This window comes from Kibdelosporangium persicum (assembly GCF_013280595.1).
Taxonomy (GTDB): domain Bacteria; phylum Actinomycetota; class Actinomycetes; order Mycobacteriales; family Pseudonocardiaceae; genus Kibdelosporangium; species Kibdelosporangium persicum.
In genome coordinates this window covers 57,644-82,379 of the sequence record NZ_JAAATY010000023.1, presented here as the reverse complement: position 1 = coordinate 82,379, position 24,736 = coordinate 57,644, and the positions used below count along the sequence as shown (strand labels likewise).

Annotated in this window: 26 protein-coding genes; 9 read left to right on the top strand and 17 right to left on the bottom strand. The window is 67.9% G+C overall.

The features are described from left to right. The first annotated feature begins 103 nt into the window (after positions 1-103). Positions 104-640, top strand: coding sequence for a nitroreductase family protein (locus tag GC106_RS32570; protein ID WP_173138546.1), 537 nt, complete (start codon positions 104-106; stop codon positions 638-640). Here the strand turns inward: GC106_RS32570 and GC106_RS32565 are convergent. Continuing rightward, positions 634-1,143, bottom strand: coding sequence for an Lrp/AsnC family transcriptional regulator (locus GC106_RS32565; RefSeq protein WP_173138544.1), 510 nt, complete (start codon positions 1,141-1,143; stop codon positions 634-636). The genes GC106_RS32570 and GC106_RS32565 overlap by 7 nt on opposite strands. Before the next feature lie 95 nt (positions 1,144-1,238). On the opposite strand from GC106_RS32565, the gene GC106_RS32560 reads away from it, so the two are divergent. Together GC106_RS32560 and GC106_RS32555 are read left to right on the top strand one after the other, a co-directional pair. Next, positions 1,239-2,405 carry an MFS transporter gene (locus GC106_RS32560; RefSeq protein WP_173138542.1) on the top strand — a complete coding sequence of 389 codons (1,167 nt, stop codon included), beginning with the start codon at positions 1,239-1,241 and terminating at the stop codon, positions 2,403-2,405. A 56-nt stretch (positions 2,406-2,461) separates the two neighbouring features. Then, entirely contained in the window at positions 2,462-3,484 is a 1,023-nt protein-coding gene (locus GC106_RS32555; RefSeq protein WP_173138540.1) for a S1C family serine protease, read from the top strand. A gap of 38 nt (positions 3,485-3,522) precedes the next feature. Here GC106_RS32555 and GC106_RS32550 read toward each other — a convergent pair whose 3' ends face one another. From GC106_RS32550 to GC106_RS32515, 7 genes are all read right to left on the bottom strand, one after another. Beyond that, a complete protein-coding gene (locus GC106_RS32550) occupies positions 3,523-4,326 on the bottom strand; it encodes an alpha/beta hydrolase family protein (RefSeq protein ID WP_173138538.1) in 804 nt (267 codons plus the stop codon). 20 nt (positions 4,327-4,346) lie between these two features. After that, complete coding sequence (locus GC106_RS32545) at positions 4,347-5,513, bottom strand: ATP-grasp domain-containing protein (protein ID WP_173138536.1); 1,167 nt, start codon at positions 5,511-5,513, stop codon at positions 4,347-4,349. Next, positions 5,510-6,538 carry a pyridoxal-phosphate dependent enzyme gene (locus GC106_RS32540; protein WP_173138534.1) on the bottom strand — a complete coding sequence of 343 codons (1,029 nt, stop codon included), beginning with the start codon at positions 6,536-6,538 and terminating at the stop codon, positions 5,510-5,512. Before GC106_RS32540 ends, GC106_RS32545 begins: the two co-directional genes overlap by 4 nt. Continuing rightward, entirely contained in the window at positions 6,535-7,509 is a 975-nt protein-coding gene (locus GC106_RS32535) for an ABC transporter substrate-binding protein (protein ID WP_462937413.1), read from the bottom strand. The genes GC106_RS32540 and GC106_RS32535 overlap by 4 nt, the downstream gene beginning before the upstream one ends. Continuing rightward, positions 7,506-8,279: an ABC transporter ATP-binding protein gene (locus GC106_RS32530; protein ID WP_173138532.1), complete on the bottom strand. Its 774-nt coding sequence runs from the start codon at positions 8,277-8,279 to the stop codon at positions 7,506-7,508. Before GC106_RS32530 ends, GC106_RS32535 begins: the two co-directional genes overlap by 4 nt. Beyond that, a complete protein-coding gene (locus GC106_RS32525; RefSeq protein WP_312873046.1) occupies positions 8,279-9,319 on the bottom strand; it encodes a FecCD family ABC transporter permease in 1,041 nt (346 codons plus the stop codon). Before GC106_RS32525 ends, GC106_RS32530 begins: the two co-directional genes overlap by 1 nt. 410 nt (positions 9,320-9,729) lie before the next feature. Then, the gene (locus tag GC106_RS32515) at positions 9,730-10,293 is read right to left on the bottom strand and encodes a TetR/AcrR family transcriptional regulator (RefSeq protein ID WP_173138528.1); all 564 of its coding nucleotides are present in this window, start codon (positions 10,291-10,293) and stop codon (positions 9,730-9,732) included. Positions 10,294-10,462: 169 nt separating this feature from the next. Between GC106_RS32515 and GC106_RS32510 the strand changes: the two genes are divergently transcribed. Continuing rightward, positions 10,463-11,266 carry a nuclear transport factor 2 family protein gene (locus GC106_RS32510; protein WP_217281261.1) on the top strand — a complete coding sequence of 268 codons (804 nt, stop codon included), beginning with the start codon at positions 10,463-10,465 and terminating at the stop codon, positions 11,264-11,266. Between the two features lie 7 nt (positions 11,267-11,273). On the opposite strand, the gene GC106_RS32505 is transcribed toward GC106_RS32510, so the two are convergent. From GC106_RS32505 to GC106_RS32480, 6 genes are all read right to left on the bottom strand, one after another. After that, positions 11,274-12,404, bottom strand: a complete 1,131-nt coding sequence (locus GC106_RS32505; RefSeq protein WP_173138526.1) for a glycerate kinase family protein — start codon at positions 12,402-12,404, stop codon at positions 11,274-11,276. Continuing rightward, positions 12,401-13,702 carry an SLC13 family permease gene (locus GC106_RS32500; protein WP_173138525.1) on the bottom strand — a complete coding sequence of 434 codons (1,302 nt, stop codon included), beginning with the start codon at positions 13,700-13,702 and terminating at the stop codon, positions 12,401-12,403. Before GC106_RS32500 ends, GC106_RS32505 begins: the two co-directional genes overlap by 4 nt. A gap of 60 nt (positions 13,703-13,762) precedes the next feature. After that, positions 13,763-14,422, bottom strand: a complete 660-nt coding sequence (locus GC106_RS32495; RefSeq protein WP_173138524.1) for a response regulator transcription factor — start codon at positions 14,420-14,422, stop codon at positions 13,763-13,765. Then, on the bottom strand, positions 14,419-15,828 hold the full coding sequence (locus GC106_RS32490) for a sensor histidine kinase (RefSeq protein WP_173138523.1): 1,410 nt from the start codon (positions 15,826-15,828) through the stop codon (positions 14,419-14,421). Before GC106_RS32490 ends, GC106_RS32495 begins: the two co-directional genes overlap by 4 nt. Beyond that, complete coding sequence (locus GC106_RS32485; RefSeq protein ID WP_173138522.1) at positions 15,815-16,102, bottom strand: small secreted hydrophilic protein; 288 nt, start codon at positions 16,100-16,102, stop codon at positions 15,815-15,817. Before GC106_RS32485 ends, GC106_RS32490 begins: the two co-directional genes overlap by 14 nt. Positions 16,103-16,224: 122 nt before the next feature. Then, positions 16,225-16,761 (bottom strand): dihydrofolate reductase family protein, encoded by a 537-nt coding sequence (locus GC106_RS32480; protein ID WP_312873045.1) that lies wholly within the window; start codon positions 16,759-16,761, stop codon positions 16,225-16,227. Positions 16,762-16,863: 102 nt separating this feature from the next. Here GC106_RS32480 and GC106_RS32475 point away from each other — a divergent pair, with 102 nt between their 5' ends. Beyond that, a complete protein-coding gene (locus GC106_RS32475) occupies positions 16,864-17,949 on the top strand; it encodes a damage-control phosphatase ARMT1 family protein (RefSeq protein WP_173138521.1) in 1,086 nt (361 codons plus the stop codon). Here the strand turns inward: GC106_RS32475 and GC106_RS32470 are convergent. Continuing rightward, positions 17,940-18,680 (bottom strand): SIR2 family NAD-dependent protein deacylase, encoded by a 741-nt coding sequence (locus tag GC106_RS32470; protein WP_173138519.1) that lies wholly within the window; start codon positions 18,678-18,680, stop codon positions 17,940-17,942. The two genes, GC106_RS32475 and GC106_RS32470, sit on opposite strands and share 10 nt — an antisense overlap. Before the next feature lie 535 nt (positions 18,681-19,215). On the opposite strand from GC106_RS32470, the gene GC106_RS32465 reads away from it, so the two are divergent. Beyond that, complete coding sequence (locus GC106_RS32465; RefSeq protein WP_173138517.1) at positions 19,216-19,557, top strand: hypothetical protein; 342 nt, start codon at positions 19,216-19,218, stop codon at positions 19,555-19,557. Here the strand turns inward: GC106_RS32465 and GC106_RS32460 are convergent. Continuing rightward, entirely contained in the window at positions 19,529-20,035 is a 507-nt protein-coding gene (locus GC106_RS32460; protein ID WP_312873044.1) for an amidase family protein, read from the bottom strand. The genes GC106_RS32465 and GC106_RS32460 overlap by 29 nt on opposite strands. Positions 20,036-20,170: 135 nt before the next feature. Here GC106_RS32460 and pip point away from each other — a divergent pair, with 135 nt between their 5' ends. Beyond that, the gene (gene pip / locus GC106_RS32455) at positions 20,171-21,154 is read left to right on the top strand and encodes a prolyl aminopeptidase (protein WP_173138515.1); all 984 of its coding nucleotides are present in this window, start codon (positions 20,171-20,173) and stop codon (positions 21,152-21,154) included. Between the two features lie 183 nt (positions 21,155-21,337). Then, positions 21,338-22,726, top strand: coding sequence for a hypothetical protein (locus GC106_RS32450; RefSeq protein ID WP_173138513.1), 1,389 nt, complete (start codon positions 21,338-21,340; stop codon positions 22,724-22,726). 9 nt (positions 22,727-22,735) lie between these two features. On the opposite strand, the gene GC106_RS32445 is transcribed toward GC106_RS32450, so the two are convergent. Further along, positions 22,736-23,323 (bottom strand): LppU/SCO3897 family protein, encoded by a 588-nt coding sequence (locus GC106_RS32445; RefSeq protein ID WP_173138511.1) that lies wholly within the window; start codon positions 23,321-23,323, stop codon positions 22,736-22,738. 321 nt (positions 23,324-23,644) lie between these two features. Between GC106_RS32445 and GC106_RS32440 the strand changes: the two genes are divergently transcribed. Further along, positions 23,645-24,721 carry a metallophosphoesterase gene (locus GC106_RS32440; protein ID WP_173138690.1) on the top strand — a complete coding sequence of 359 codons (1,077 nt, stop codon included), beginning with the start codon at positions 23,645-23,647 and terminating at the stop codon, positions 24,719-24,721. Positions 24,722-24,736: the final 15 nt, after the last annotated feature.

Below are 24,736 nucleotides of genomic sequence, written 5' to 3'. Positions count from 1 at the left end.
TGACCGGATCAGGCGAGAAGTAGTCACCGGTCCGTCGTTCCGCGCGGTGGGGGTGCAAGATTCCGCAATGCGATTACTCGACGGCCTGTCCGAGTGCTGACCGATGGAGTTGCACGACGCGATCCGCGGCAGCCGGCCCGTCCGCAAGTTCAAGCCCACCCCGGTACCCCGTGAGCTGATGGCCCAGGTCATGGCGCAGACAGCGGGGGGACCGACCTGCGGGGATGACATCCAGCACGAATTCGTGGTGACCCGTGGCGCCGCACGCGCGCGGATCCAGGAGGCTGTCATCGACGACATCGAGGTCATCCGCCGGGTCTGCGGGACGCGGCCCGCGGACTTCTACCTCGACTTCGGCGGCGCGCCGGTCCTGGTCTTCGCCTACGCGGGCAAGCTGCCCGACGGACGGGACGACACCCTGAGCGTGGGCATGGCTCTGCAGAACATGTTCCTCGGAGCACACGCGGCAGGCCTGGCCACCGCGTGGGCCGCCCTGCCTCCGGGCAACTCCACCGCGCGCGGCGCCGGATTCGCCGACAACGGCAAGACGCTGGTCGGCATCGTTCCGGTCGGTTTCCCCGACGAGGCCCCGGCACTGGGCGCCCGCGACGACGGACACGTCCGGTGGATCGGTTACTGACCGGAACTCCAGCCGTGGCTGGACGTCGCCCGGAAGAAGTCGGCGGCCGGGCGTTCCACCGGACGGCCGTCGTACTGGGTGGAAAGCACCACCGAAGACCGCATCTCGCCGTGCCTGCCGATCCGTTCGAGCAGCCCTTCGAAGTGTTCCAGTGACGCGGCGCGCACCTTGACCATCGCGCAGTGGTCACCACTGAGTTTGTGCACCTCGACGACCTCGGGGTAATCGTCCGCCGCGCTCGTCTTGAGCAGGCATTTGCCCAGCGCGCAGCGCATTTCGATGAACGCCGCGATCGGGTAGCCGGCCCTGCGCGGATCGACCTGCGCGTGGTACCCGGTGATCACGCCGTTCTCTTCGAGCCTGCGGACCCGTTCGGCCACCGCGGGCGCCGAGAGGTTGACCCGGCGGCCCAGTTCCTTGAAGGACAACCGGCCGTCGGCCTGCAACTGCTCGACGATCCGCCAGTCCAGCTCGTCGAGCTCTCTTTCCGTTCGGAAGGTCATCGGCCGTTTCCTCCTTGCTCCAGCACGGTCCGTACCGGCCAACTCCGTGCTGTGACCATTCGGTTCGCGTCGTGACCCGCATAGCATCGACGACCATGGACCTGGGGACCAATATCCGGCGGCGTTCGATGTCCGCGCTCTTCGCCACCGTGGCTCTGATGAACACCGCGACCGTCCTGGCGAGCACGGCGGGCACGTTGATAGCCGCCGAGGCGGGCGGCCCGGCGGCGAGCGGACTGCCCAGCGCGGCAGGCGTCCTGGGCACCGCCCTCGGCGCGCTGCTGTCCGGCACGCTGACGTCGTTGCGTGGCAGACGGTTCGCGTTGCTGGTCGGCTACGGGTCGGCGACCGCCGGGGCGCTCGCCGCGTCGATCGGCGCGGTCACCGGTTCGGTGGTCCTGTTGCTGGCCGGGCTGGTCGTCCTGGGCCTGGGCAACGGCGCCGCGCAGCTGTCCCGCTATCTCGCGGCGGACATGTACCCGGAGGAGCGCAAGGGATTCGCGTTGTCCTCAGTGGTCTGGGCGGGCACGATCGGCGCGCTGACCGGTCCGTTGATGATCGCGCCGACCGCCGGCGCCGCGGCCCGGCTCGGGCTGCCCAGCCTGTCCGGCCCGATCGTGACCGCCGGTCTGGCCGTCGGGCTCGCCGCGGTCACGTCGTTCTTCCTGCCGCCGGACGAGGTCACCGAATCGGCGAAACCGGAAGGCTGGGCGGTGTTCCGGCGTCCGTCGCTGCGGCTTCCGTTGGCCGCCATGGTCGCCGCCCAAGTGACCATGGTCGCGGTCATGACGATGACGCCGCCACAGCTGCACCACCTTGGCCACAGCCTGGACGTGGTGGGCTGGATCCTGAGCGCCCACATCTTCGGGATGTTCGCGTTGTCCCCGCTGTCCGGCCGGATCGCCGACAGGATCGGCGGCCGGCGCACCATCGGCTGGGGCATCGTCGTGCTCGCCGTGGCCACCGCGCTGGCGTACGCCCTGCCCACCTCGCACACGTCCGGCCTGCCGATCTCCTTGTTCCTGCTGGGTTACGGCTGGAACCTGATGTTCGTCGGCGGCAGCAGCCTGCTCAGCGGCACCGTGCAGACCCGCGCCAAGGGTGCGGTCGACGCGGTGATCTGGGGTTCGTCGGCGTTCGCCAGCGTCGGGTCCGGTCACCTGTTCGGGTACGGCGGGTACCCGCTCGTCGCCGCGGTGGCCGGAGCGCTGGCGTTGCTCCCGGTGCTCCTGCTGGTCAGACGAACCGCAACCCCTGAGTGAGCCGCTCGCCGACGCCCAGATGTCCAGATACCGGGGTTTCTGGGTACTGGGTACGTATGGCCGAGACACGGTGGATCAGTGCTGTGGTGTTGGCGGCGGTCATGGCGTTGTCGGCGTGCACAGCTGGGCAGGACGGCGGGCAACCGTCGCGCGAACCGGTGCCCGCCGCTCCGGCACCGGCCGCGCCGGAGGCCGCTCTGGCGGACGTGGTCGACCGGATCGGGCCGAGCGTGGTGACCGTCCAGGTCGGTGCGGGCGTGGGAAGTGGTGTGGTGCTGCGGCCGGATGTGGTGGTGACCAACCAGCATGTTGTGGGCCAGCAACGTGAGGTGGTCGTCGCGTACGCCGACGGTGGCCGGTCCCCTGGCACGGTGCTGGCCACCGACACCGTCACCGATCTCGCCGTGGTCCGCACCGAACGAAAGAACCTGCCGGTCCCGGAATTCCGGACCGCGCTCCCCCGGCCCGGTGAGACCGCCGTGGCGATCGGCAGCCCGCTCGGCTTCCAGAACTCCGTGACCGCGGGGATCATCTCCGGTCTGCACCGGGAGATCCCCGGCTCGGGCAGCCGGACGCAGGCACTGGTGGACCTCATCCAGACCGACGCGGCGATCTCCCCCGGCAACTCCGGCGGTGCCCTGATCGACTCGCTCGGCCGCGTCGTGGGCATCAACGAGGCCTACATTCCGCCCACCGCGGGTGCGGTCTCCCTCGGCTTCGCGATCCCGTCGGCGACTGTGCTGGACGTCGCCGAGCAGTTGCTGGCCGACGGCACCGCGACACATCCCTACTTGGGCGTGTCACTGGGTCGTCTGACGCCGGACATCCAGCAGCGGCTCGGTGTGCGCACCGGCCACGGGGCGCTGGTGCTGGACGTGGACCAGGCCGGCCCGGCCGCCGGCAGCGGACTGCGCACCGGCGATGTGATCGTCCAGTTCGCCGGTCAGGACATCCGCACCGTGGAGGAACTGCTGTCCGGACTCCGCCGGACGGAACCCGGCCGTAAGGTTCCCGTGACCATCGCCCGAGGCGACGCACGACAACAACTCGAGTTGACCATCGGCTCTCGCACCGGCTGAGACCGCCTGGTCAGACCTCGTGAGTGTTTAGCAGGGTTCTAACCCTGATAAACACTCACGAGGGGGACGAACCGCTGGAACCACTGAGTGAGCCGCTCGTCGACCGTCCTGGTCACCGGCCACTGTGGCGCGGGATCGATCCCGGGCTCGTCAGCCAGCGGATGCGCGAGGCCGGGAATGGTTACGAGCTCGGCATTCGGCAGACGATCGACCAGTTCCTTGGCGTCGTCACGGAGATCCGGATGATCCTCCGTTCCGCTGACGACCAGCAAAGGCACGTCGCCGAGTTCGCTCGCCCGAGCCACGAAGTCCATCGCGTCGGCCGCCGCAGTGGATTCGTCGTTCCACGAATACGGCTTGCCCACCATCTGTTCGAACAAGCGGACACCCGACCGCATGCGGATCAACGGATTGACCAACGCCGCCGCCGTGAACGGCACCTTGGTCAGGTTCTGCAGGACGACAGCGCCCCCGAGCGAACCACCCAGCGCGAACAGTGGTCCGTCCCCTATGGACAGCTGACCGCGGACGTCATCCAGCGCCGCGGGGAACTCCTCGACGGCTTGGCGGGCGAACGGCGAGAAGAACGCCAGCGCCGGGTCGCGCTTGGCCCGCTCGAAGAGCGCGTCCATGTCGTTGGGTCTCCTGGCGCCGCTGAACGGCATACCGAGATGCACGCGCCAGGCAGGGACGTCGTTCATCGGCAGTGCGGCGGCGAAAGCCGCGTTCGTGCGTGGCGCGTCCATCATGTGCCAGGACACCACCAACGCGTCGGTTTCGACAGCCGGTCGTAATGCTGTGTACGGCACGCCTGCGGCTGTGCCGGTGATCGCCTCACCCATGCCGGTCACCCTAAACGCTGCTACCGGGCTGTGGCGTCCCGTTCTGCCCTGGGCGAAACGACCGCCGCCGCGGCCAAGGCCCGGTGCAGGGCCAGTTCGGCCGTCGGTCCCTCGGTCAGCACCATGCCGACGCATCCGCGTTGGTCGGTCAAGTGCTCGATGTGATCACCTACGGTCCTCATCGGATACCACTCGGGTTGGCCTGGATAGCCGGGCAACTGGTCAAGACCGTCGATCCCTTGCAGGACTCCCTTCTGGGACGGGTAGACCAACGCGAACGCCACCGCGGGACCGGTCCGTTCCGCGTGCGCCGCGAGTGCCGGTGGCTTCCCGAGCGCCATGTCGATCATCGACTCGTAGACGTTCGTGCCGAGCGTGCGGCACAACGCCTCACCCACGAGGGCGCCGCCGATCCGGGCGTTCACCTCGACGACCTGCGGACCGTCCACAGTGAGCACAAATTCGACGTGGGCGAAGCCCTGCTCGAACTCGACCGCGTCGAGCACCTGGCCGGCCCAGGCGGCGATGGCGTCCTCCGCCGGGAAGGCGACCGGAAACGCGGCCGCGTCCTCGCGGGTTCCGGTCACCTGGCGGCTGAACACACCCAGCAGCCGGGTCCTCCCCGCCCACGTGATCGTTTCGGCACTGTAGACCGGACCGGCGAACAGCGGCTCGGCGAACAACCGGCCCTTGAGGTCACCGCGAGCCGCCTCCTGGCGAGCCCGTCCCAGTTCTTCGGGAGTCCTGACCAGCCAGACATTCCGGGACGACGTCCCGGCGGAGTCCTTGAGCACAGCCGGAAGCGTGTCGCCCGGCGCCGGGCTCAGACCGCGTTCGTGCAGACGCTGCCGGACCCTCAGCTTGTCCCGCAGGAACCGCGCCGATTCCGCGGACCGTCCGGGCAGGCCGAACCGCTCGGTCAGTTCGGCGCCGGGCACGAGCCACGTGTCGGTGGAGTTGACCAGTCCGTGCAGGTCGGGAATCTGCTTGAGGACGTCGGCGCAGGCTTGGTTGTCGTTCGTGTCGACGTCGACGATGTCCACAGCGCCGGGAGGTAGCCGGGACAACTCGTGCAGGTAGAGTTCACGCACGCCAGTCAACAGGCAGAGCCGTTCACCAGCCCGGGACGCGGCACGGACCATGTGGCCGAGCCCGAAACTGAGCGCTTCCAGGGCCGCGACGGTCACGACGCTTGCTCCTCCTGTCGCGCAACGGGCCACGGACGGCGTTGCCACTCCATGGCCGACCACGGCATGGCCAGATCTTTGAGCGACGTGATCTCCAACGGACGCAACGATTCCACACTGAGCGCTTCCTGGTGCCGCGCGAATACCCGCTCCACGTAACGATGTCCGGTGTCCGCGCCGATCACCAGATGTGTACGGCCAGGGTTGCGTGCGGCCTCCCATCCGGCGACCAGGTACGCCGCGCCCGTGGAAAGACCGGCGAACACGGCGTGGTCCCTGAGCAGTCCGACAGTCCCGGCCATGGCGTGCCGGAAATCCACCCAGTGCAGGCAGTCGTACAAGTGGTGCCGGACGTTGCCGAACCAGATCGAACTGCCGATCCCGGCGATGATCGCCTCCGGGTCGGTGAACCTTTCGCTGCCGAAGGTGACGCTGCCGAACGGCTGCAATCCGAGCAGCCGCACCGACGGATCGTTCTGCCGCAACGCCTCGATCAATCCGCCGGTCGACGCACCCGTTCCCACAGCCCCTACGACGGTCAGCGGGCCGTCGATCGCCGCGGCGACGAGGTCAGCGAAGTGCTTGTACCCCTCGTAGTGCACGCTGTCGTGGTACTGCCGCATCCAGTGCGCGTCCGGCCGTTGCGCCAACAGCTGATGGACACGATGCACACGGCGTTCCTGGTCGAGCCGAAGCGATGAGGAAGGCGGCATCTGGTCCACCGTGGCGCCGAGGATCTCCAGCTGCGCGCGCATCGCCGAGTCCACAGTGGTCGATGCGACGATGTGGCATTTCAGGCCGTACCGGTGGCACGCCATGGCCAGCGCCAACGCGTAGATGCCGCTGGAGCTGTCGACAAGCGTCTGCCCGGGCCGGACGACACCACGATCCAGCAACGCACGGACCGCGCCGAGGGCGGCGTAGACCTTCATCGTCTCGAATCGGGCCAGGACGATGTTGCCGGTCAACCGGATCAGGTCCGGCTGTTTGATCGCATCGGTGACGTGCTCGTGCACGACGCTCATCGGCCGACCGACCGCAGGTAGGCGGCGAAGTCCTCAGCGGCCTTGACGTTGCGTGGCCCGCTCACAGCGTCCCCATAGGACATGACGAAGTAGCGATCGTGCTGGACGGCCGGGACAGCTTGGAGGGCGGGAAACGACTCGAGGAACTTCCGCTTGTCCTCGGCCGGCTGGTCGGCGTAGTCGATGATGATGATCACTTCGGGTGCGGCCTGGACCACCGGCTCCCAGCCGACCGACGTCCAGCCCTTCTTCAGATCCCCCAGCACGTTGCGGGCACCCGCCGTGCTGATGATGTCGTTCGGCGCGGCCTGCCTGCCCGCGGTGTACGGCTGGTCGGTGCCGGAGTCGTAGACGAAGACCTTGGCGGGCCGGCCGTTCGCGGGTTTCGACACCTTGGCGACCCGGTCCTTCAGTCCGGCGACCAGATCCCTGGCGCGCTGCTCGACCCGGAAGATCCGGCCGAGATTCTCCAGATCGGCGTACAACGCCTCCAGCGGCGGCACGTCGACCTTCTTGTCACCGAAGTTCCAGCAGGTCTCGGTGTGCATGTAGCTGCTGATGCCGACCTGGTCGAGCAGCTGCGGCGTGATGCCCCGCTCCTCGCTGAACCCGGAACCCCACCCGGCGAGGACCCAGTCCGCCTTGGCGTTCACCGCGATCTCCCGCGTGATCCGCGAGGTGCCGAGTCGCTCCACCCTGGAATAGTCCTCGCGCCACGGCGATCCGGCGATCGCCGGATCGGCCACCTTGTTCATCACGTAACCGCGCATGCGGTCCGCCAGTCCCAGGGAGAACATCTTCTCCGCGCCGCTGACCTCGTAGGCGACCGGTCGTTGCGGCGTCCGGTAGCTGATCTCCCTGCCGCAGTTGCTGATCGTGACCGGTGTGTCCGTTTCCGCGGCCTGTCGCACCGAAGCGCCGCATCCCGTCAGCAGGCCCGCGACGAGCACAAGGGGCAGGATTCTGATCACGCTTTCTCCTTGAGGTCGTACAGCAACTGCGGCACGCCGGTGCTTGGATGGGAGACGACAGTCGCGTCCACTCCGAACACTTCTTTGATCAGTCCAGAGGTCAGCACGTCGATCGGAGCACCGGCGGCCACCACCTGGCCGCCGGCAAGCACCCCGAGCCGGTCACACGCCGCAGCGGCGAGATTCAGGTCGTGGATGGCGACGAGCACGGTCAGCCCGGCCTTGCGCAGGAACGACAACAGTTCCACCTGGTGCCGCACATCGAGGTGGTTGGTCGGCTCGTCGAGGACCAGCACTCGCGGTTCCTGCGCCAGCGCTCGCGCGATGAAGACGCGCTGCCGTTCTCCCCCGGACAACGTGAGAATGCTGCGGTCCTTCAGATGCAGGACATCCGTCTGCTCCATGACTTCCCGGCACAGCTCACGTTCCCTGGCCGACAAGGCCTCGTTGCCACGCAGATGCGGTGTCCGGCCGAGCGCCACCACCTCGGCGACCGTGAAGTCCAGGTCGGTGTGGTTGTCCTGGGTGAGGGCCGCGACGTGCCTCGCGTTCTCCTTCAGTGTCAACGTGGCCACGTCCGTGCCGTCCAGGAACACCGCTCCCGCGCTCGGTTTCAGGGCACGGTAGACACACCTGAGCGCCGTGGACTTCCCGCTCCCGTTCGGCCCCACCAGTCCGACGACCTGCCCGGCGTCTGCTTCCAGGTGCAGGTCACGGACCAGGGACTTCCCCGCGATCTCCACCGAGACACCGGTGAGTGCGACGTCCATCAGCGGCCCCCGAAGAGGTAGCCGCGGCGGCGCATCAACGTGATGAACACCGGCACACCGATCACGGCCGTGATCACGCCGAGCGGCAGTTCCTCGGGAGCGGCGAGCGTCCGGGACACCAGGTCGGTCCAGACCATGAACACCCCACCGGCCAGCGGGGCCACCGCGAGCACCCGGCGATGCCCCGACCCGACCAGGATCCTGACCAGGTGCGGCATGACCAGTCCGACGAACGCCACCGCCCCGCTGACCGCTACCAGCAATCCGGTCACCGCGGCGGTGAGGACGAACAGCCAACGCCGCAGTCCGGCCGCGTCCACGCCGAGGCTCGCCGCTGTTTCGTCGCCCATCGCGAGCACGTCCAACGCCCTGCTGTTGCGCAGCAACACAACCATCGCGAGCAGTACGGCGACGACCCCGATCGGCAGTGATCCCCAGTTCGCCCCGCCAAGGCTGCCCATCAGCCAGAACAGCACCGTGCGCGCGGCCTGCCCGTCGGGCGCGAGGAACACGAGCACACTCATCACGGCCTGGAACCCGTACGCCAGGGCGATTCCGGTGAGCACCAGCCTGAGCGGCGTGAGTCCGGCCTTGCTCATGGCGGCGATGTAGACGAGCGCCGACGCACCCAACGCCCCCAGGAACGCCGCTGCCGACAAGGCGTACACGCCCAGGCTCGCGAACACGCCGAACACCACGACCGCCGTCGCCCCGACAGACGCACCCGACGAGATACCCAGCACGAACGGGTCCGCCAAAGCGTTGCGCACCAATGCTTGGATCACGACGCCCACCACGCTCAGCCCCGCTCCGACCAGCACCGCGAGCAGGACTCGTGGCGTGCGAACTTCCCACACGATGGTGTAACCGGACAGCTCGTCTGCCGTGATCGTGCCGCCCGTCAAGGCCGCTTGGAGGTACCGCAGCACGTCGCCGATCGGGATGACCGTCGCGCCGAGCGCGATGCCGGCGGCAATGGACACGACCAGGGCCACGGAAAGGATCAGGAGTACCGGAACCAGCCGGACTCGCTCAGTCACGCCGGTAGCCACGGACAATCAACCGCGCCGAGTGGTTGTCGTAAGGCGATTCGTCGAAGTCGCCGAAGCACTCGACGTCCTGGAATCCCGCCTGCCTGAACATCTCCTTCAACTCGGCCGCGCTGGAGAGAACGCAGGTGATTCCCCGGTTCGTAGGCCAGCAACGGCGACGTGGCGACCAGCTCCGCGGCTTCCTCCGCCCGGCGCGGCGAGAACATCGTCTCCGCGAAGCCCGACCACAGGCCGTCGTTCTCGTACCACCGCATTCCGCCGGCGCCTCCCGCCCTCGCACAGACCTCTTCCGGTGTACGAGTCGGCCCACGCCGGCCAAAAGTTCCCTGCTCCTCGTGAGTGTTTATCCGTGTTCTAACCCTGCTAACCACTCACGAGGGGATACGCAGGGAACGTCGTCATTGCTGGACGCTGCGGGGACGTAGTCCGTTCAGCAGCAGGACGAGCAGGCGGCTGGCCTGGGCGGAGCTGTCTGGGGCGTCGTGGGCGGCCCAGGCGATGGCACCGATCATCTTGAGCACGTCCGCGTCGTGCGCGTCGGCGACGATCGTGCCTGATCGCCGTGCGCGCGCCAGCAACGCGGCTCCCACCTCGAACAGTTCGGCATGCCACGTGGATGCCAGATCGGTTCCCCGGTCGAGGGCCGCGTTCATCACGGTGGCCGACAGACCCCGATAGGTCAGGCCGTGGTCGAGCGCGGCCCGCAGCCAGGTGGACAACGCCTCGAACTCGTCCTCGGCCGTCAGCAACTGGCGACCGAGGGCGGCCAGTTCGGCTATCCGCTCGGCGAGGACCGCCTCGATGAGGTCCAGCCGGGTGGGGAAATGCCGGTACAGCGTCCCGCTCGCCACCCCTGCCCGCCGGGCGATCTCGTCCAGGGAGGCGTCCGTGCCGAACTCGGCGAACGCGATCTTCGCCTGTCCGAGCAGCTGTTCGTAGTTACGCCGGGCGTCCGCGCGCATCATCCCTCCTTGCTGACCGGGGACATGGTCCGTTACCGTCCAGGCTAACCGGACCATGCCTCATCTTAGGACGTGCGCCCCCTCGTGAGTGGTTATCGGGGTTCTAACCCTGACAACCACTCACGAGGGGGCGTGACTGACCCGGAGCACGGAGGGCAGCCTCATGGCGTTGACGGAACAAGACCGGATCGACATCACCGACCTGATCAACCTGCACGGCCACCTCATCGACGCGGGCGAACTGGACCAGGCAGGCGAGCTGTTCACCCCGGATATCACGTACGACGTGAAGGACTTCGGCTTCGGCTCGTTACACGGAACCGCGGCCTTGCGGGAAGCCGCGCTGGCACTGGGCAGCGCCAACCCGGTCGGCCATCATGTCACCAACATCGTGATCACACGGATCGACGACCGCTCGGCACGAGTCCACTCCAAAGGAATCGGCATCCAGGCCGACGGGACATCCGGCAGCGTGGTCTACGACGACGTCGTCGTACGCGGGCCCGACGGCTGGAAGATCAGCCACCGCAAGGTGAGCGCCAGACGTGCGCCCCTCGGCGTGCGAGGAGTCGGTCCGCGCGAGGTTCTGGAGCGTTTCCGCCAAGCCTCCATCACCCAGTCCGCCGATGACATGAGGCGCGTGTACGCGGCCGACGCGGTGCACGAGTTCCCGTTCACCCGGCCTGGCCTGCCGTCCCGGCTTACCGGCCGGGACGAGATCGTGACCTGGATTTCCGCGGGGTGGCAGGACAATCCCTTGAGGTACGAGCGTTACCGCACGCTGGCCGTCCACGCCACCAGTGACCCGGACACGATCATCGTCGAACAGGAAGCGCTCGGCACCAGCGCGATCACCGGCGAGTTCGCGCTTCCCAACATCGTTGTGCTCACCGTGCGCGACGGTGAGATCGCCCACCTGCGCGACTACGTCAACATCCCGGCAGCGCTGGCCGCTCTGGGGCACGACACCTGAACCGCGCCTACCTCATGGCCGCTCCGACCAGGAGCAGGCGGAGGGTACGTTCGGTGGCGTCGGTGAGGAGTTCGGCGGCGTGGTCGATGGCCTCGGCGAGGGGAACGGGCGCTGAGAGGATGCCTGTGTAGGCGTCGATGCCGGTGGCGTACGCGTGATGTGCGCCGTCGCCGATGGTGCCCGCCAGTGCGATGACGGGTTTGCCGTGGCGTTTCGCCCGGGTGGCGACTTCGGCGGGGATCTTGCCGCGAGGTGTCTGGTAGTCGATCGTCCCTTCCGCTGTGATCACGAGGTCGGCGCGGGCCAGCCGGGTGTCCAGGTCGGTGTGGCCCAGCAGCACGTCGAACCGCGGGATCAGGCGTGCGCCGAGCGCGCCGGCGAGGCCCGCGCCAAGGCCACCGGAGGCACCACTGCCGGGCAACGGGCGGAGGTCGATGCCGCAGTGCCCGGCCAGGACGTCGGCCCACCGGTCCATCGCCGCGGCGAGTGTGCGGACCTGCTCCGGTGATGCACCCTTCTGGGGACCGAACACCTGGGCCACGCTGGTCAGCAGGTTGTACGGGTTGACCGCCGCGATGATCTCGGTGTCCGCGAGCCTCTTGTCCACTGAGGACACGTCGAGCTTGGTGGCGGCCCGGAGCGCGTTCCCGCCACGACCGACTGGCTGGGCGTCGGCGTCCAGCACCCGCGCACCCAGCGCTTCCAGGGCACCCGCACCGCCGTCACAGGTGCCGGAATCACCGCAGCCGACGAGGATCGTGCGGGCGCCGTGGTCCAGCGCCGCGCGGATGAGCTCACCCACGCCGTACGTCGTGGTCAGGCCGGGGTCACGGTGCGATCGTGGCACCAGCCGCAAGCCGGCCGCGGCGGCCATGTCCAGCGCGGCGGTGCGCTCGTCGAGCATCGCGAAGTGGGACTCGACCGGTGTGCCGACCGGCCCGGTCACGGTGACCGGGATGATCCGGCCGCCACGGGCGACGGCAAGTGCCTCGGCCGAGCCCTCTCCCCCATCGACAAGAGGGATCTCTTCCACGACGGCGTCGGGCACGACCCGCCTGATCCCGTCGGCGATCGCCGCCGCGACGGCCGGGGCGTCGAGCGATTCCTTGAAACCACTGGGAGCGACAGCGAACCTCATGGCACCTCCATCGGAAGGCCGAGCATCGGCCAGACGAACATCGCGAACACGACGACCAGTGCGGCGATCAACGGACCGAGCACACAGGACAGCCGGACGAGGTCGCGTTTGCGGTAGGTGGGAACGTCCTCGGCGACCGCGAACATCGCGACCGGTTTGGCGGAGGACGGCAACGTGTGACAGAAACCGGCGGCGGCGGTCGACGCGAACGCCAGTGCCGCCGGGTTCATCCCGGTCGCCACCGCCATCGGGATGACCAGCGGAACCAGGACGGCCGAGCGCGCCGAACGCGACTGCAACACCAGGTGCGCGGCGGCACTCACGACCACCACCGTGATCAGCAGGGCGATCGTGTCGCCCGTGACACCGCCGAAAGCGGCCTTGCCAAGCCATTCCGCCGCACCTGACGAGGACAGCGCGTGCCCGATCACCGCCGTGCTCGCCATGAACAACAGCAGCGACCACGGCACCTTCGACAGCGCCTTGCTCATGCCGATCGTGCCGATCCGCGGCGACGTGATCACGACCGCGCCGACAAGCGCCACGAGCGCCGGGTCCAGAAACCCCGTACACCACAGGACGACGACCACGGCGAGCACGACCGTGACCCGCTTTTGCGCGCCTGTGAAAGGTTCCTTGTCGAGCTGTACCGGCGGCAACGGCGTGCGCCGATCCTCGCGGCGGGTCATCAGCAGGACCACGACTTCGGCACACAGGTGCGAACTGATCACCGCGAACGGCAGCCCGAGCAGCAGCCAGTGACCGAAACCGATGCCCGCACCGGTCAGCCCGGTGAGCAACTGCGTGGTGATCAGATGCGCGCCCGCGCCGATCAGCGTGGCGATGGCGGACAGCAGGATCACCGACGGGATCAGCAAAGCCAGCGCCCTGACCACGGCAGGCCGTTCCTTCAGCACCTCGGCGAGAGCCATGAACACGGGCAACGCCAGGGCGGCACGCCCGGAAGTGGCCGGCACGGCGAGTGCGGTGAGGATGAGCCCGGCGGTGATCAGATGGGCGAGCTGCCGGACACTTCGTGCCCGGCTGATCAGCAAGGCACCGACCTTCTCCGGCAATCCGGTGGCCGCAAGGCCCTGTGCGAGCACGAAGGCGGCGATCAGCAGCCAGATGGTGTCCCCGCCCAGCGCACCGAACAGATCATCACGCTCGATGACGCCGACGAACACCAGGGCGAGCGCGGCCAGCAGGCCGACGAACGTGTCGTCAAGCCTGCCGATCATCCACGCGATCACGGTGATCGCGAAGATGACCAGGGTGAGAAGGGCCGTGCCTGCCATGGTGTCCACTGTGCATCGCGGGCCTTAAGCGGAGATGACACGTGGATGAGGGGATCTTCATCAGGACAGGCGATACCCCATGCCGCGCACGGTCTCGATGTAGTCCGGGCCGATCTTGCGGCGCAACGTCCGCACGTAGACGTCCACGACGTTCGAACCGGGGTCGAAGTCGTAGCCCCACACGTGCGACAGGATCTGCTCCCGCGCGAGTACCTGGCCGGGATGCCGGAGGAACAGCTCCAGCAAGGAGAACTCGCGCGCGGTCAAGTCCTCTGTGGACTGTGCGGTGGTGACCCGCCGGGTACGCAGGTCGAGGGTGAGATCGCCGTGCTTGAGCACGGTCAGCTCCGGTGTCCTGTCGCCGGTGCGCAGCCGGAGCCGCACCCTGGCCAGCAGTTCCTCGAAGCGGAACGGCTTGGTCATGTAGTCGTCCGCGCCGCCCTCCAGACCCGCGACGGTGTCGTGCACGGAGTCGCGTGCGGTCAGGATGATGACCGGTGTCAGCACGTTCGCCCTGCGCATGCCGCGCAGGACGTCGAAGCCGTCGCGACGGGGCAGGCCGAGGTCGAGGACGACCAGGTCGAAGTCGCCGGTGATCGCGGTGGCCAGCGCGGCATCCCCGTCGGTGACGATCGTCGTGCTGTACCCGTTGGCACGTAGCCCTTTGTCCACAAAGGACGCGATCCGCTGTTCGTCCTCGGCGATCAGGATCCGGCTCATCTCGGCAGCTCCATGACGAATCTCGCGCCGCCGCCCGGCGACGTGTGCACGCTGACCTCACCGTTGTGCGCGTCCGCGATCGCCTTGACGATCGCGAGACCGAGCCCGGCGCCGTCGCGGGTCTGGTTGGTACCACGGGCGAACCGCTCGAAGATCCGGTCCCTGTCGGACTCCGGGACGCCCGGACCGGTGTCGCCGACCCAGAAGAACACCTGGGACCCGGTCAGTGCCGAGCCGATCCGGATCTCGTCGCCCGGTTTCGTGTGCTGCACCGCGTTGTGCGCCAGCTGGACCATGGCCTGAGTAACCCGGTGCCCGTCCAGCATGGCGTCGCCCTCGCCGAGGTTCTCCAGCGTCCAGCGCCGGTCGGCCATCGCGCGCACCTTGGCGTCGATATCGCTGGTCAGCTCGGGCACGGAGGTGGACGCGAACCGGACGAAGTCGGGTTGTTCGGCCTTGGCCAGCAGGAGCAGGTCGTCGACCATCCTGGCCATCCGGTCCAGTTCGTCGGTGCACAACCGGATCACCTCGGCGCGTTCGGCCGGGTCGTCGCCCATCAGCTCAAGGTGGCCGCGGATGATCGTGATCGGCGTGCGCAGTTCGTGCCCGGCGTCGTCAAGGAACTGACGACGGGTGGCGAAGGCGTGCTCCAGCCGGTCGAGCATCGCGTTGAACTGTTCGGCCAACGCGGCGATGTCGTCGCGTCCCTGCACGGGGATTCGCTTGGTCAGGTCCTGTTCGGTCAGTTCGGCCGCCGCCGCGCGCACGGTCCGCACCGGCGCGAGAATCCACCCGGCGATCAGCCACGACGCACCCGCCGTGAGCACCAGGCCGATCAAGCTCACGACGACCAGCGTGCGCAGCGTCGAGGTGACGACGGCTCGCACCTGGTCCATGAAGTACCCGGCGATGAGCCAGGCGGTGGGCTGAGCACCTTCCGGCGCGTTGGCGGCGAGCACACCGACCTTGACCCACCGCATCTCGCCGCCGGGCGTCATCGCCGTCCCGGTGGTGCCCGGATCATGCATGATCGACCGGAGCAGGCCGTCATCCAGCGGGATCGACGTCACCGACGGGTGTCCCTGCACCTTCTCGTCCAACGGACCGGCCGAGTCCGGCACGCCGATCAGCACTTCGGCGGTGTCGGTGTACTGGCCACGCAGGTAAGCTTCGATCAGCTCGTGCTGGTGGTCGTACATCTGGCCGGTCACCGGGTTCACGCCGGTGCCCGCGTAGATCCTGAACTCCTCGGCGTCCTGTTCGAGCGACCGGTTGACCCGGTCGTCGATCTCGCGCAGCTGGTACTCCCGGACGACCAGGATGACCGTGGTCAGCGCGGAGAGCATGAGCAGGACGAGCCAGCCCATGATCCGGACCCGCGCGGGCAGGCGGCTACCCGTCGTCATCGCCGCCCCCGTCGTCGCTCCCGCCGCCACCGTCGTCATCGTCGTCGTCGAGGGGCGGAGGCGGCGGCAGTGCCGGTGGCGTGGACGCCGTGGTGGTCGGCGCGGGCTCCGCAGTGGTGGTCGTCGGCCGCGGCGTGCTCGACTCCCCGATCCGCACGACCGGTGGAACGTTCGGCGGCGGCGTGTCCGGCGCGAGCATGAGCACGCCGAGTGCCGCGAGCCCCGGCAGCAGGAGCACGGCGATCGCCGCCAGGATGCTCTTGAGCCGGGCCATGCACCTACCTTGCGTCTCCGGGATGACTGCTCGATGAGATCAAGATGAGAATTCCTTCATCTTGCCTCCTGCCGCCCTGACCAGCCACTCCAGCGCCCGCATCGCACCGGGTCCCGACGACGTCAGCGGCGGCGGTAGCGCAGCAGCACGGCCTGGGCGTCCAGCACCCGCGACTCCACCAGGTCGAGAGTGACACGCCGGCTGGGGTCCTTGAAGACCGGCTTGCCGCCGCCGAGCACGGCCGGGTGCACGAAGATGTGGTACTCGTCGACCAGCCCGGCCTCGGTCAGCCCGGCCGCGAGGTCCGATCCGCCGAACAGCAGCAGGGTGCCGGGGATGTCCCGCAGGTCGGCGAGGTCACGCACCACGCGCGCGTTCCCGCCGGGGTCCGGCAGCGTCCTGGACACCACGACCTTGGATTTCTCGCGCCAGATCGGCGCGAATTCCAGGTCGTGCGGGTGGTCGGAGATTTCCTCGGCCTGCGGCCAGTAGGACGACATCATCTCCCACACGACCCGGCCGTAGAGGAACGTGTCCGCGTCGCGGCTCAAGGCGTTGGCGTACGCCGACATCTCCGGGCCCATCACCGGCCAGTCGAACTCGCCGTCCGGGCCCTCGATGAAGCCGTCGACCGACTGGTGCACGAAGTGGATGATCACGATCGGACTCCTTCGCCAGGGTTGCGCCCGTACCGACCAGGGCTCGCCGAACTACTCATCGCCCACGCATTGTGACTCGCGTCACACATTTAGGCTGGGTGGGTGCCACCGGTCATCACGCTTGAGAGCTCCTTCGCCCACCAGGTGTTCCACGAGCGACACCCGGTGCTCGTCCAGCGGCTCAAGGACGCCCATCCGTACGGTCCCGCGCAGCGTACTGCGTTGGACACGTTGCTCGAGCAGACGCACACCGGCGTGATCACCCTGGCCGACGACGCCTTCGACCGCGCGCAGTGGCTGGACTGGGATCGCGGTCATTTCGGCACACCGTGGGCGAAGGCGCCGTTTCTGTGGGCGGAGAGCTACTTCTACCGGCTGTTGCTGGGCGCGGTGGGGTACTTCGAGACGGGCGTGGACCCGTTCGGGCCGGCCAAGACCGCCGAACTGCGCTCCCCCAGCCTGGATTCGGACTACGGCTGGCTGGCGGAACCACTGGACTTCGACGCGGTGTTGCTGGCGTCGCTGTACGGAAACCGGGCGGATCTCGGCTTCCAGCTCATCGCGGGGAACTCGACGGCGGCGCACGACCAGCTCGTGGCGGACGACAGCGCCGCTGTCCACGCTTTCCTGCGTCGGAACGGTCCGTTGCCGGTGACGTTCGTGCTGGACAACGCGGGCCGGGAGCTGGTGTCCGACCTGGTGTTCGCGGACCATCTGCTGACGAGCGGGCTCGCCGGTGAGATCACGTTGCACACCAAGCCGGTCCCGTACTACGTCTCCGACGCGACGATCACCGACGTCGGCGACTGCCTGCGCCGGCTGCGCGACCTACCCGGCGGCGCGGGAAACCGGCTGCACGAGGCGGCAGCGGAAGGACGGCTGCGGATTCGCACCCATCCGTTCCACTGCTCCCCGCTGTCCTTCCACGACATGCCAGCCGACCTCCGCGCGGAGCTCGGCGCCGGGCTCACCGTGTTCAAGGGTGACCTGAACTACCGCCGCCTGGTCGGCGACTTCCACTGGGACGCCGCGACGCCGTTCGGCGAGACCGTTTCGTACCTGCCGGGACCGGCGGTGGCGCTGCGGATTCTCAAGTCCGAAGTGGTCGTCGGCGCCGAGCACCACGGCAGGGAACCGGGCTGGCGGACCGCCGGAACGCACGCGATGGTCCAGTTCGCTCACCCCTGAAGCAGCGCCTGGCAGATCCGTGGCACCGCGGTCCCGATCGGTTCCCGGATCACCTCTTCCGCGATGTGGTCGTACGGCGTCGGGTCCCGGTTGACGATGACGAGCTTCGCGCCGCTTTCCACCGCCTCGACGCACAACGACGCGGCCGGATGGACCTCCAGCGTGCTGCCTACCGCGATGAACACCTGGCTCGCCGCGGCGATCGCGCTCGCCTTCGAGAACACGTCCGGGTCGAGGTACTGTCCGAACAGGACCACGGCGAGCTTGAGAATGCCACCGCAGTCCTGACAGGCCGGGTCCTTCTCGCCCGCCTCGACCCTGGCGAGAACACCTTGGCTCGGCTGGGACTTGCCGCACTTCGTGCAGACGGTCGTGTGCATGGAGCCGTGCAGTTCCAGGACTTTGCGGTCCGGCATGCCGCCGCGCTGGTGCAGCCCGTCGATGTTCTGCGTCAGCACGCGAACAGCCAGACCGGCACGGTCGAGCTCGGCGATCGCCTTGTGCGCCGCGTTCGGCTCGGCCGTCCAGGCGGAATGACCGCTGTACGTCGCCCAGAACTGCTCGCGGACCGCCGGATCCGCCATGTAGTTCTGGTAGGTGAACATGTCGGCCATGCGCGGGTTCCTGGTCCACACGCCGTCCGGCCCACGGAAGTCCGGAATCCCCGAGTCAGTGGAGATCCCGGCCCCGGTCAGCACCGACACCCTGGTCACCCCTCGCGTCCACTCCATGAACACGAGCATAGGGATCGAGGCGACCGATTTCTCCCGCGACAGGTCAAGGGGTGACCGGGATGTTCGTCAGTCCCTTTGCCGCCCGGGTGACCGTGTTCGACGAACAGACCGGTCACGACAAACAACCGCGCGATGTCATCGCCCCCACCAGCCACACCGCGACACCCCAGCCACAACATGACGCTGCACATGCGACGCCGCCAAGCAAGAAAGTCACCGTACAGGTGGGAGAACGAATACTTCGCTTGTCCAATCTGGACAAGGTGCTGTATCCGGCGGCCTGCTTCACACCGCGATCGACGCCCAGGCCGACGAATCGGCCAGTGAGCATCGCGCGGTGCCCGCCGACCGAACGGAACGACGGCGCGCTGCTCGATCACGCGAGACCGGTTCAGGCGGCGTTTCAGGGGGACCACACTGCCCGAGAGCCAGCCTGTTGGGGCACGCCGTCCCGGACAACGACCGGTACTTTCCAACGGAGCAGCGTTGTTCACCAGGGAGGCATGTCGTGCCAAAAGTGTCAAACTTCTCCGTGGTCGCCGCGACCAGTTTCACTCTCTCAAGCTCCGGCACAACCGAAAAGGAACTGAGCTTCCAGTTCGAACAGGTTTCGCCCGGCTCGGACAATGCGATCATCCAGTTCCGGATCATCGCGCAATCGCCGAACAACCTCCACCTGGGGGTCAAGTTCAACGGCACGACCATCTACGGCTACGGTCCGACCTCGGTGAGCGCCAGCAGAGCCGATTACGCGATCGCCCCCACAGTCTTCGCTGACCCGCCGCCTCAGAACAAGCTGAAGTTCACGATCCTCAGCGGCACCGGCTCAGTGATCATCGACGACGTCATCGCCTGGCAGCACTTCTACGTATGACCCCGCGTCGTCGAGCACCTCCGAAGCCGACGCGGAGGTGACCAAGGACAGCACACCAAGCGACTGCGAGCCTCCCACCCGTTCCCTTGGCCAGTCCAGAGAAGGACCGCAACGCGTGTGCGCCCGCCGTTGTCGGCATGGCACGTGTGTCGACGTTGTCCTTCAGCAGCACGGGAATGCCGTCGAGCGGCCCCAACTCCCTGCCGCCGTGCCTGCGCGCGTCGCTCGCCGCGGCTTCGGCGAGCGCGTGGTGGTTGACCGCCACCACCGACCGGATCCTGCTGTCGACCGCCTTGATCCGGCCCAGGTAGGCCTTGGCCAGCTGGACGGACGTGAGCCGTCCCCTGTCCATCAGGCGCCGCAGGTCGGGAATGGTCGCCCCATCGAGGTCGACACGGCCCAGGTCGAGCGAAGCGGCCGACACCGGCACCGGACTGGCGACCAGCGCGGCCGTGACGAGCAGTACGAGTGGCAGCACCTCACTCCCACCATGTGGCCGGGTCAACCCGGCCTTCGTCGTTATTCGGTCGGCACCTCGAAGTACCCGTCACGGGAGTGGCTGGGTGGCGTGGGCCGCCTCCTCCCGTCGGGCACGGTGCGCGATCATGCCTGTATGGCGAGTACATCCGACGACGAGCGTCATCCATATCCATCGAGCGAGCCACACCAGTCAGGCATGTTGGAGGTCGGCGACGGCCATTCGCTGTACTGGGAGGTGTCGGGCAATCCCGACGGCAAGCCCGCCGTCGCGCTGCACGGCGGTCCCGGCTCGGGCAGCTCTCCGAGAACGCGGAGCCTGTTCGACCCGAACCGCTACCGCGTGGTCCAGTTCGACCAGCGCAACGCCGGGCGCAGCACCCCGTCGGCGGCCGACCCGGTCGTGGACCTGTCGGCGAACACCACTCAGCACCTCATCGCCGACATCGAGGCGCTGCGGGTGCACCTGGGAATCGAGCGCTGGCTGGTGTGGGGTGGCTCGTGGGGCGTCACACTCGCTCTCGCCTACGCGCAGGCATATCCGGAGCGGGTGACCGAGATGGTGCTCGCGGCCGTGACCAGCGGCGACCGGAGCGAGACTGACTGGATCACTCGTGACATGGGCCGTGTTTTCCCGCGCGAGTGGGAACGGTTCCGCGACGGCGTACCCTCCGCCGAACGCGACGGCGACCTGTCCGCCGCCTACAGCCGGCTGCTGCACGATCCCGACCCCGAAGTCCGGGCCAAGGCCGCACGCGGGTGGTGCGAGTGGGAGGACACGCACATGTCGCTGGCCCCTGACGCCGCACCATTCCTGTCGGTCGCCGACCCGGCATTTCAGCTGGCCTTCGCCCGCCTCGTGACCCACTACTGGTCGCACGGCTGTTTTCTGGAAGACGGGCAGTTACTGCGTGACATCAAGCGGCTCCACGGGATTCCTGCCGTGTTGATCCACGGGCGTTACGACGTCAGCGGTCCGCTCGGCACAGCCTGGGCGCTGCATCGGGCCTGGCCCGGAAGCGAGCTCGTGGTTCTCGACGACACCGGTCACGGCGGCGGCAGCATGACCGCGGCGATCATCGCCGCGACCGACCGCTTCGCCCCCGGTCAGGGCGAGTGATCGCTGCGGCCTGCCGCCCCGCTCCATCGCCGACCGGCTCAACACATCCATCCCACGAAGAAGACCCGAACACCAGACGGCTGGGCAGGAAAGGACAGGTGACGTCAGGTCGGCTTGGCCGCTGTACTGATCGTCGCTGTACCGATCACTGTGCCATCACACCGCCGCCGATAACCTTCGGTTATGGTCCGGATTGTCCCGCTCGCCCTGTGCATGATCGTGACGGGAGTGATGCTCGTGGGCGAGACGCCGACGGTTCCGTCGACGCCAGCACCGGCCATCGGGCCGTTGCAGCGGGACGCCAAGAACCCCAGGTACTTCGCCACCCCGGACGGCAAGCCGGTCCTGCTGACCGGTGCGCACACCTGGCAGAACCTCCAGGACACCGGCGTGACGAACCCGCCGCGCGAGTTCGACTACCCGGGCTACCTGGACTTCCTGGAGCGCAACAACCACAACTTCTTCCGGCTGTGGACGTGGGAACAGGCCAGGTTCTCCAACGAGATCGCCAGCGACGACTACTTCACCGCGCCGATGCCGTACCTGAGGACGAGCGGGCCGGACGGGCAGCCGAAGTTCGACCTCGACAAGTTCGATCCCGGCTACTTCGCCCGCGTCCGGCAGCGGGTCGCCGACGCCGGTCGGCGCGGCATCTACGTCTCGGTGATGTTGTTCAACGGCTGGAGCATCGAGTCGTGCAAAGGCCAGTTCTGCGACAACAACCCGTGGAAGGGCCATCCCTTCAACAAGGCCAACAACGTCAACGGGATCGACGGCGACCTCAACGGCGACGGCAGCGGCGAGGAGGTCCACACGTTGGCTGTGCCCGCCGTGACCGCTCGGCAGGAAGCCTACGTGCGCAAGGTGATCGACGCGGTCGGCGACCTCGACAACGTGCTCTACGAGGTCGCCAACGAAGCTCCGGCCACGTCGGTCGCGTGGCAGTACCACATGATCGACGTCATCCGGGCGTACGGGAGAAGCCGCGGCAAGGTGCATCCGATCGGCATGACGTCGACGTATCCCGGCGGCGACAACAACGACCTGCTGGCATCGCCCGCTGACTGGATCTCGCCGAACGGCGACGTGAACAATCCGCCTGTCGCCGACGGCGGCAAGGTCATCCTGTCGGACACGGACCACTTGTGCGGGCTGTGCGGTAACAGTTCCTGGCCGTGGAAGTCGTTCACCCGCGGCGAGAACCCGATCTACATGGACCCCTACGACGGTGCCTACGGCATCGGCGGAAGCATGGACGACAACACCCAGGTCGCGATCCGTACGAACCTCGGCCACGTCCGGGCCTACGCCTCGCGGATGGACCTGAGTACCGCCACACCGCGAGGGGACCTGAGTTCGACCGGTTACTGCCTGGCCAACTCCCAGGAGTACCTGGTCTTCAGCCCTGGCGGACGGTTCACCGTGTCCATCGTGGCCGGTCAGTACGAGGGGCAGTGGTTCGACCCGCAGACGAGCCGGACCACTGCCGTGTCCGAGGCCGGCGGCGGTCAGGCCACCGAGTTCGCGGCGCCGTTCACCGGCGCCGCTGTGCTGTACCTCAAACGGAAGTGACCGCTTCGGCTACTGCTGCTGCTTCGCCGGGGTCAGGCACATCGTGATCGGCGGCTCGGGGAACGCGATGGGCACGATGGCGTCGCCCTCGCACGCGGCCGGGTCGGACTTGCCCTGGACGATCTTGACGACCTTCAGGGTCTCGTCGGTCGGCGCCGCGCAGTCGACCGTGGCGAACTCCGATGCCGACGGGTCCTCCTTGTAGCACTGCCCCTCGGTCCACTTCGGCAGCAGGCACAACTTGGCGTCCGGCCCGCGACGTGCCGTCATGGTGAACGAGGCGTACGGCTCCGAGCAGCTGTCCGACGTGTTGGCCAGCACCTTGCCGACCACGTGGGTGGCACCGCCCGCGTCACATCCGACGGCTTCGTAGTTCGGCGCGTTCTTCTCACCGGTGATCTTGGCGCAGTCGCCGGCCTTGGCCTGCGCGACGTCGTTGGTGAAGTAGTTGTACGCGTACACGCCGCCACCGATGACGACCAGCGCGATGACGCTGATCAGCCACTTCGGCACGCCCTTCTTGCGTTGCGGCGCGGGTTGACCTTGCTGTCCTGGCTGTTGCGGCGCAGGAGGCGGGGTCGAGACATCAGCAGACATATAAGGAATTTCCCCTCTTGATGGCGCCAGGACCGCCTTCCTGGGCTGGGCTTTGGCGAGCGAACACTAGACCAACGCCACAGCGCGTCGACAGCGGGGGTGACTGTCCGAATCGGATGGTCGGAAGTCCATACCCGCGTGGACTCGAACAGGCTACGAATTGGTGTCGCGACTACCCAGCGTATCGGCGTCGGCACCGCTCCGCGGCCCGGTTCTCCTCAGCCCAAGCGGACCAGGAACCGCACCGCCTCCGGCGAAGTTATCGTTGTCCTCGTGAAAAGCCTTGTCCGGGCACTGATCCTGGTCGCCGTCCTGTTGGTCATGTTCGGTATCCCCTGGTGGACCTTGATCGGGTCCGGCACGGACTGGCCGGCCGGCGTGTTCGTGACGGGAACGGCCCTGTTCGCCATCGTGCTCGTCGCGTTCCCCGTGATGATGTACCTGGGGCACAACAGGGGCGCCAGGGACTGGGCGGCCCGGATCGGCGACACGACCCTCGGCGCGATCTGGGTCCTGCTCGTGTGGTCGGTGATCGGCCAGATCCTGGAACTGGCACTGCTCGGCGTCGACGATCCGGCCAGATCGCGGATCGTCGCCGGGTTTGTCGCAATTGCCGCGATCGGGCTCCTGGTGTGGGGTTACCGCGAAGCACTGCGCGTGCCCAGGATCAGGACCGTCGACGTGACCATCCCTCGTCTCGGCGAAGACCTGGCGGGCACGAGGCTCGTCGTCATCTCGGACACGCACTACGGCCCGCTCGACCGCGCCCGGTGGTCGGCCCGGCTCGTCGCGGCGGTGAACGACCTCGACGCGGACATCGTCTGTCACGCGGGCGACATCGCCGACGGCTCACCGTCCCGCCGCGAAGCCCAGGCCGCCCCGCTCGCGACTGTCCGATCCAGACTGGCCAAGGCCTACATCACCGGCAACCACGAGTACTTCGGCGAAGCACAGGCCTGGCTGGACCACATGGCCGGTCTCGGCTGGGAAACGTTGCACAACAGGCACATCGTGGTGGAACGCGGCACAGCCAGGCTGGTGCTGGCGGGCGTCGACGACGCCACCGCACGGGCGTCCGGCCTCGACGGCCACGGCGCCGACCTGACGCGCGCGCTCGACGGCGCCGACCCGGATCTTCCGGTGATCCTGCTTGCCCACCAGCCAAAGCAGGTCAAGCAGGCGGTCGACAAGGTCGACCTCCAGATCTCGGGGCACACGCACGGCGGCCAGATCTGGCCGTTCCACTACCTGGTCCGCCTGGATCAGGGCGTCGTGCATGGATTGTCGCGGCACGGTTCGCGTACCCAGCTCTACACGACCCGGGGCAGCGGGTTCTGGGGTCCCCCGTTCCGGGTCTTCGCGCCCAGCGAGATCACCGTGATCACGCTCCGAGCCTGAGCGGACATGGAGTCG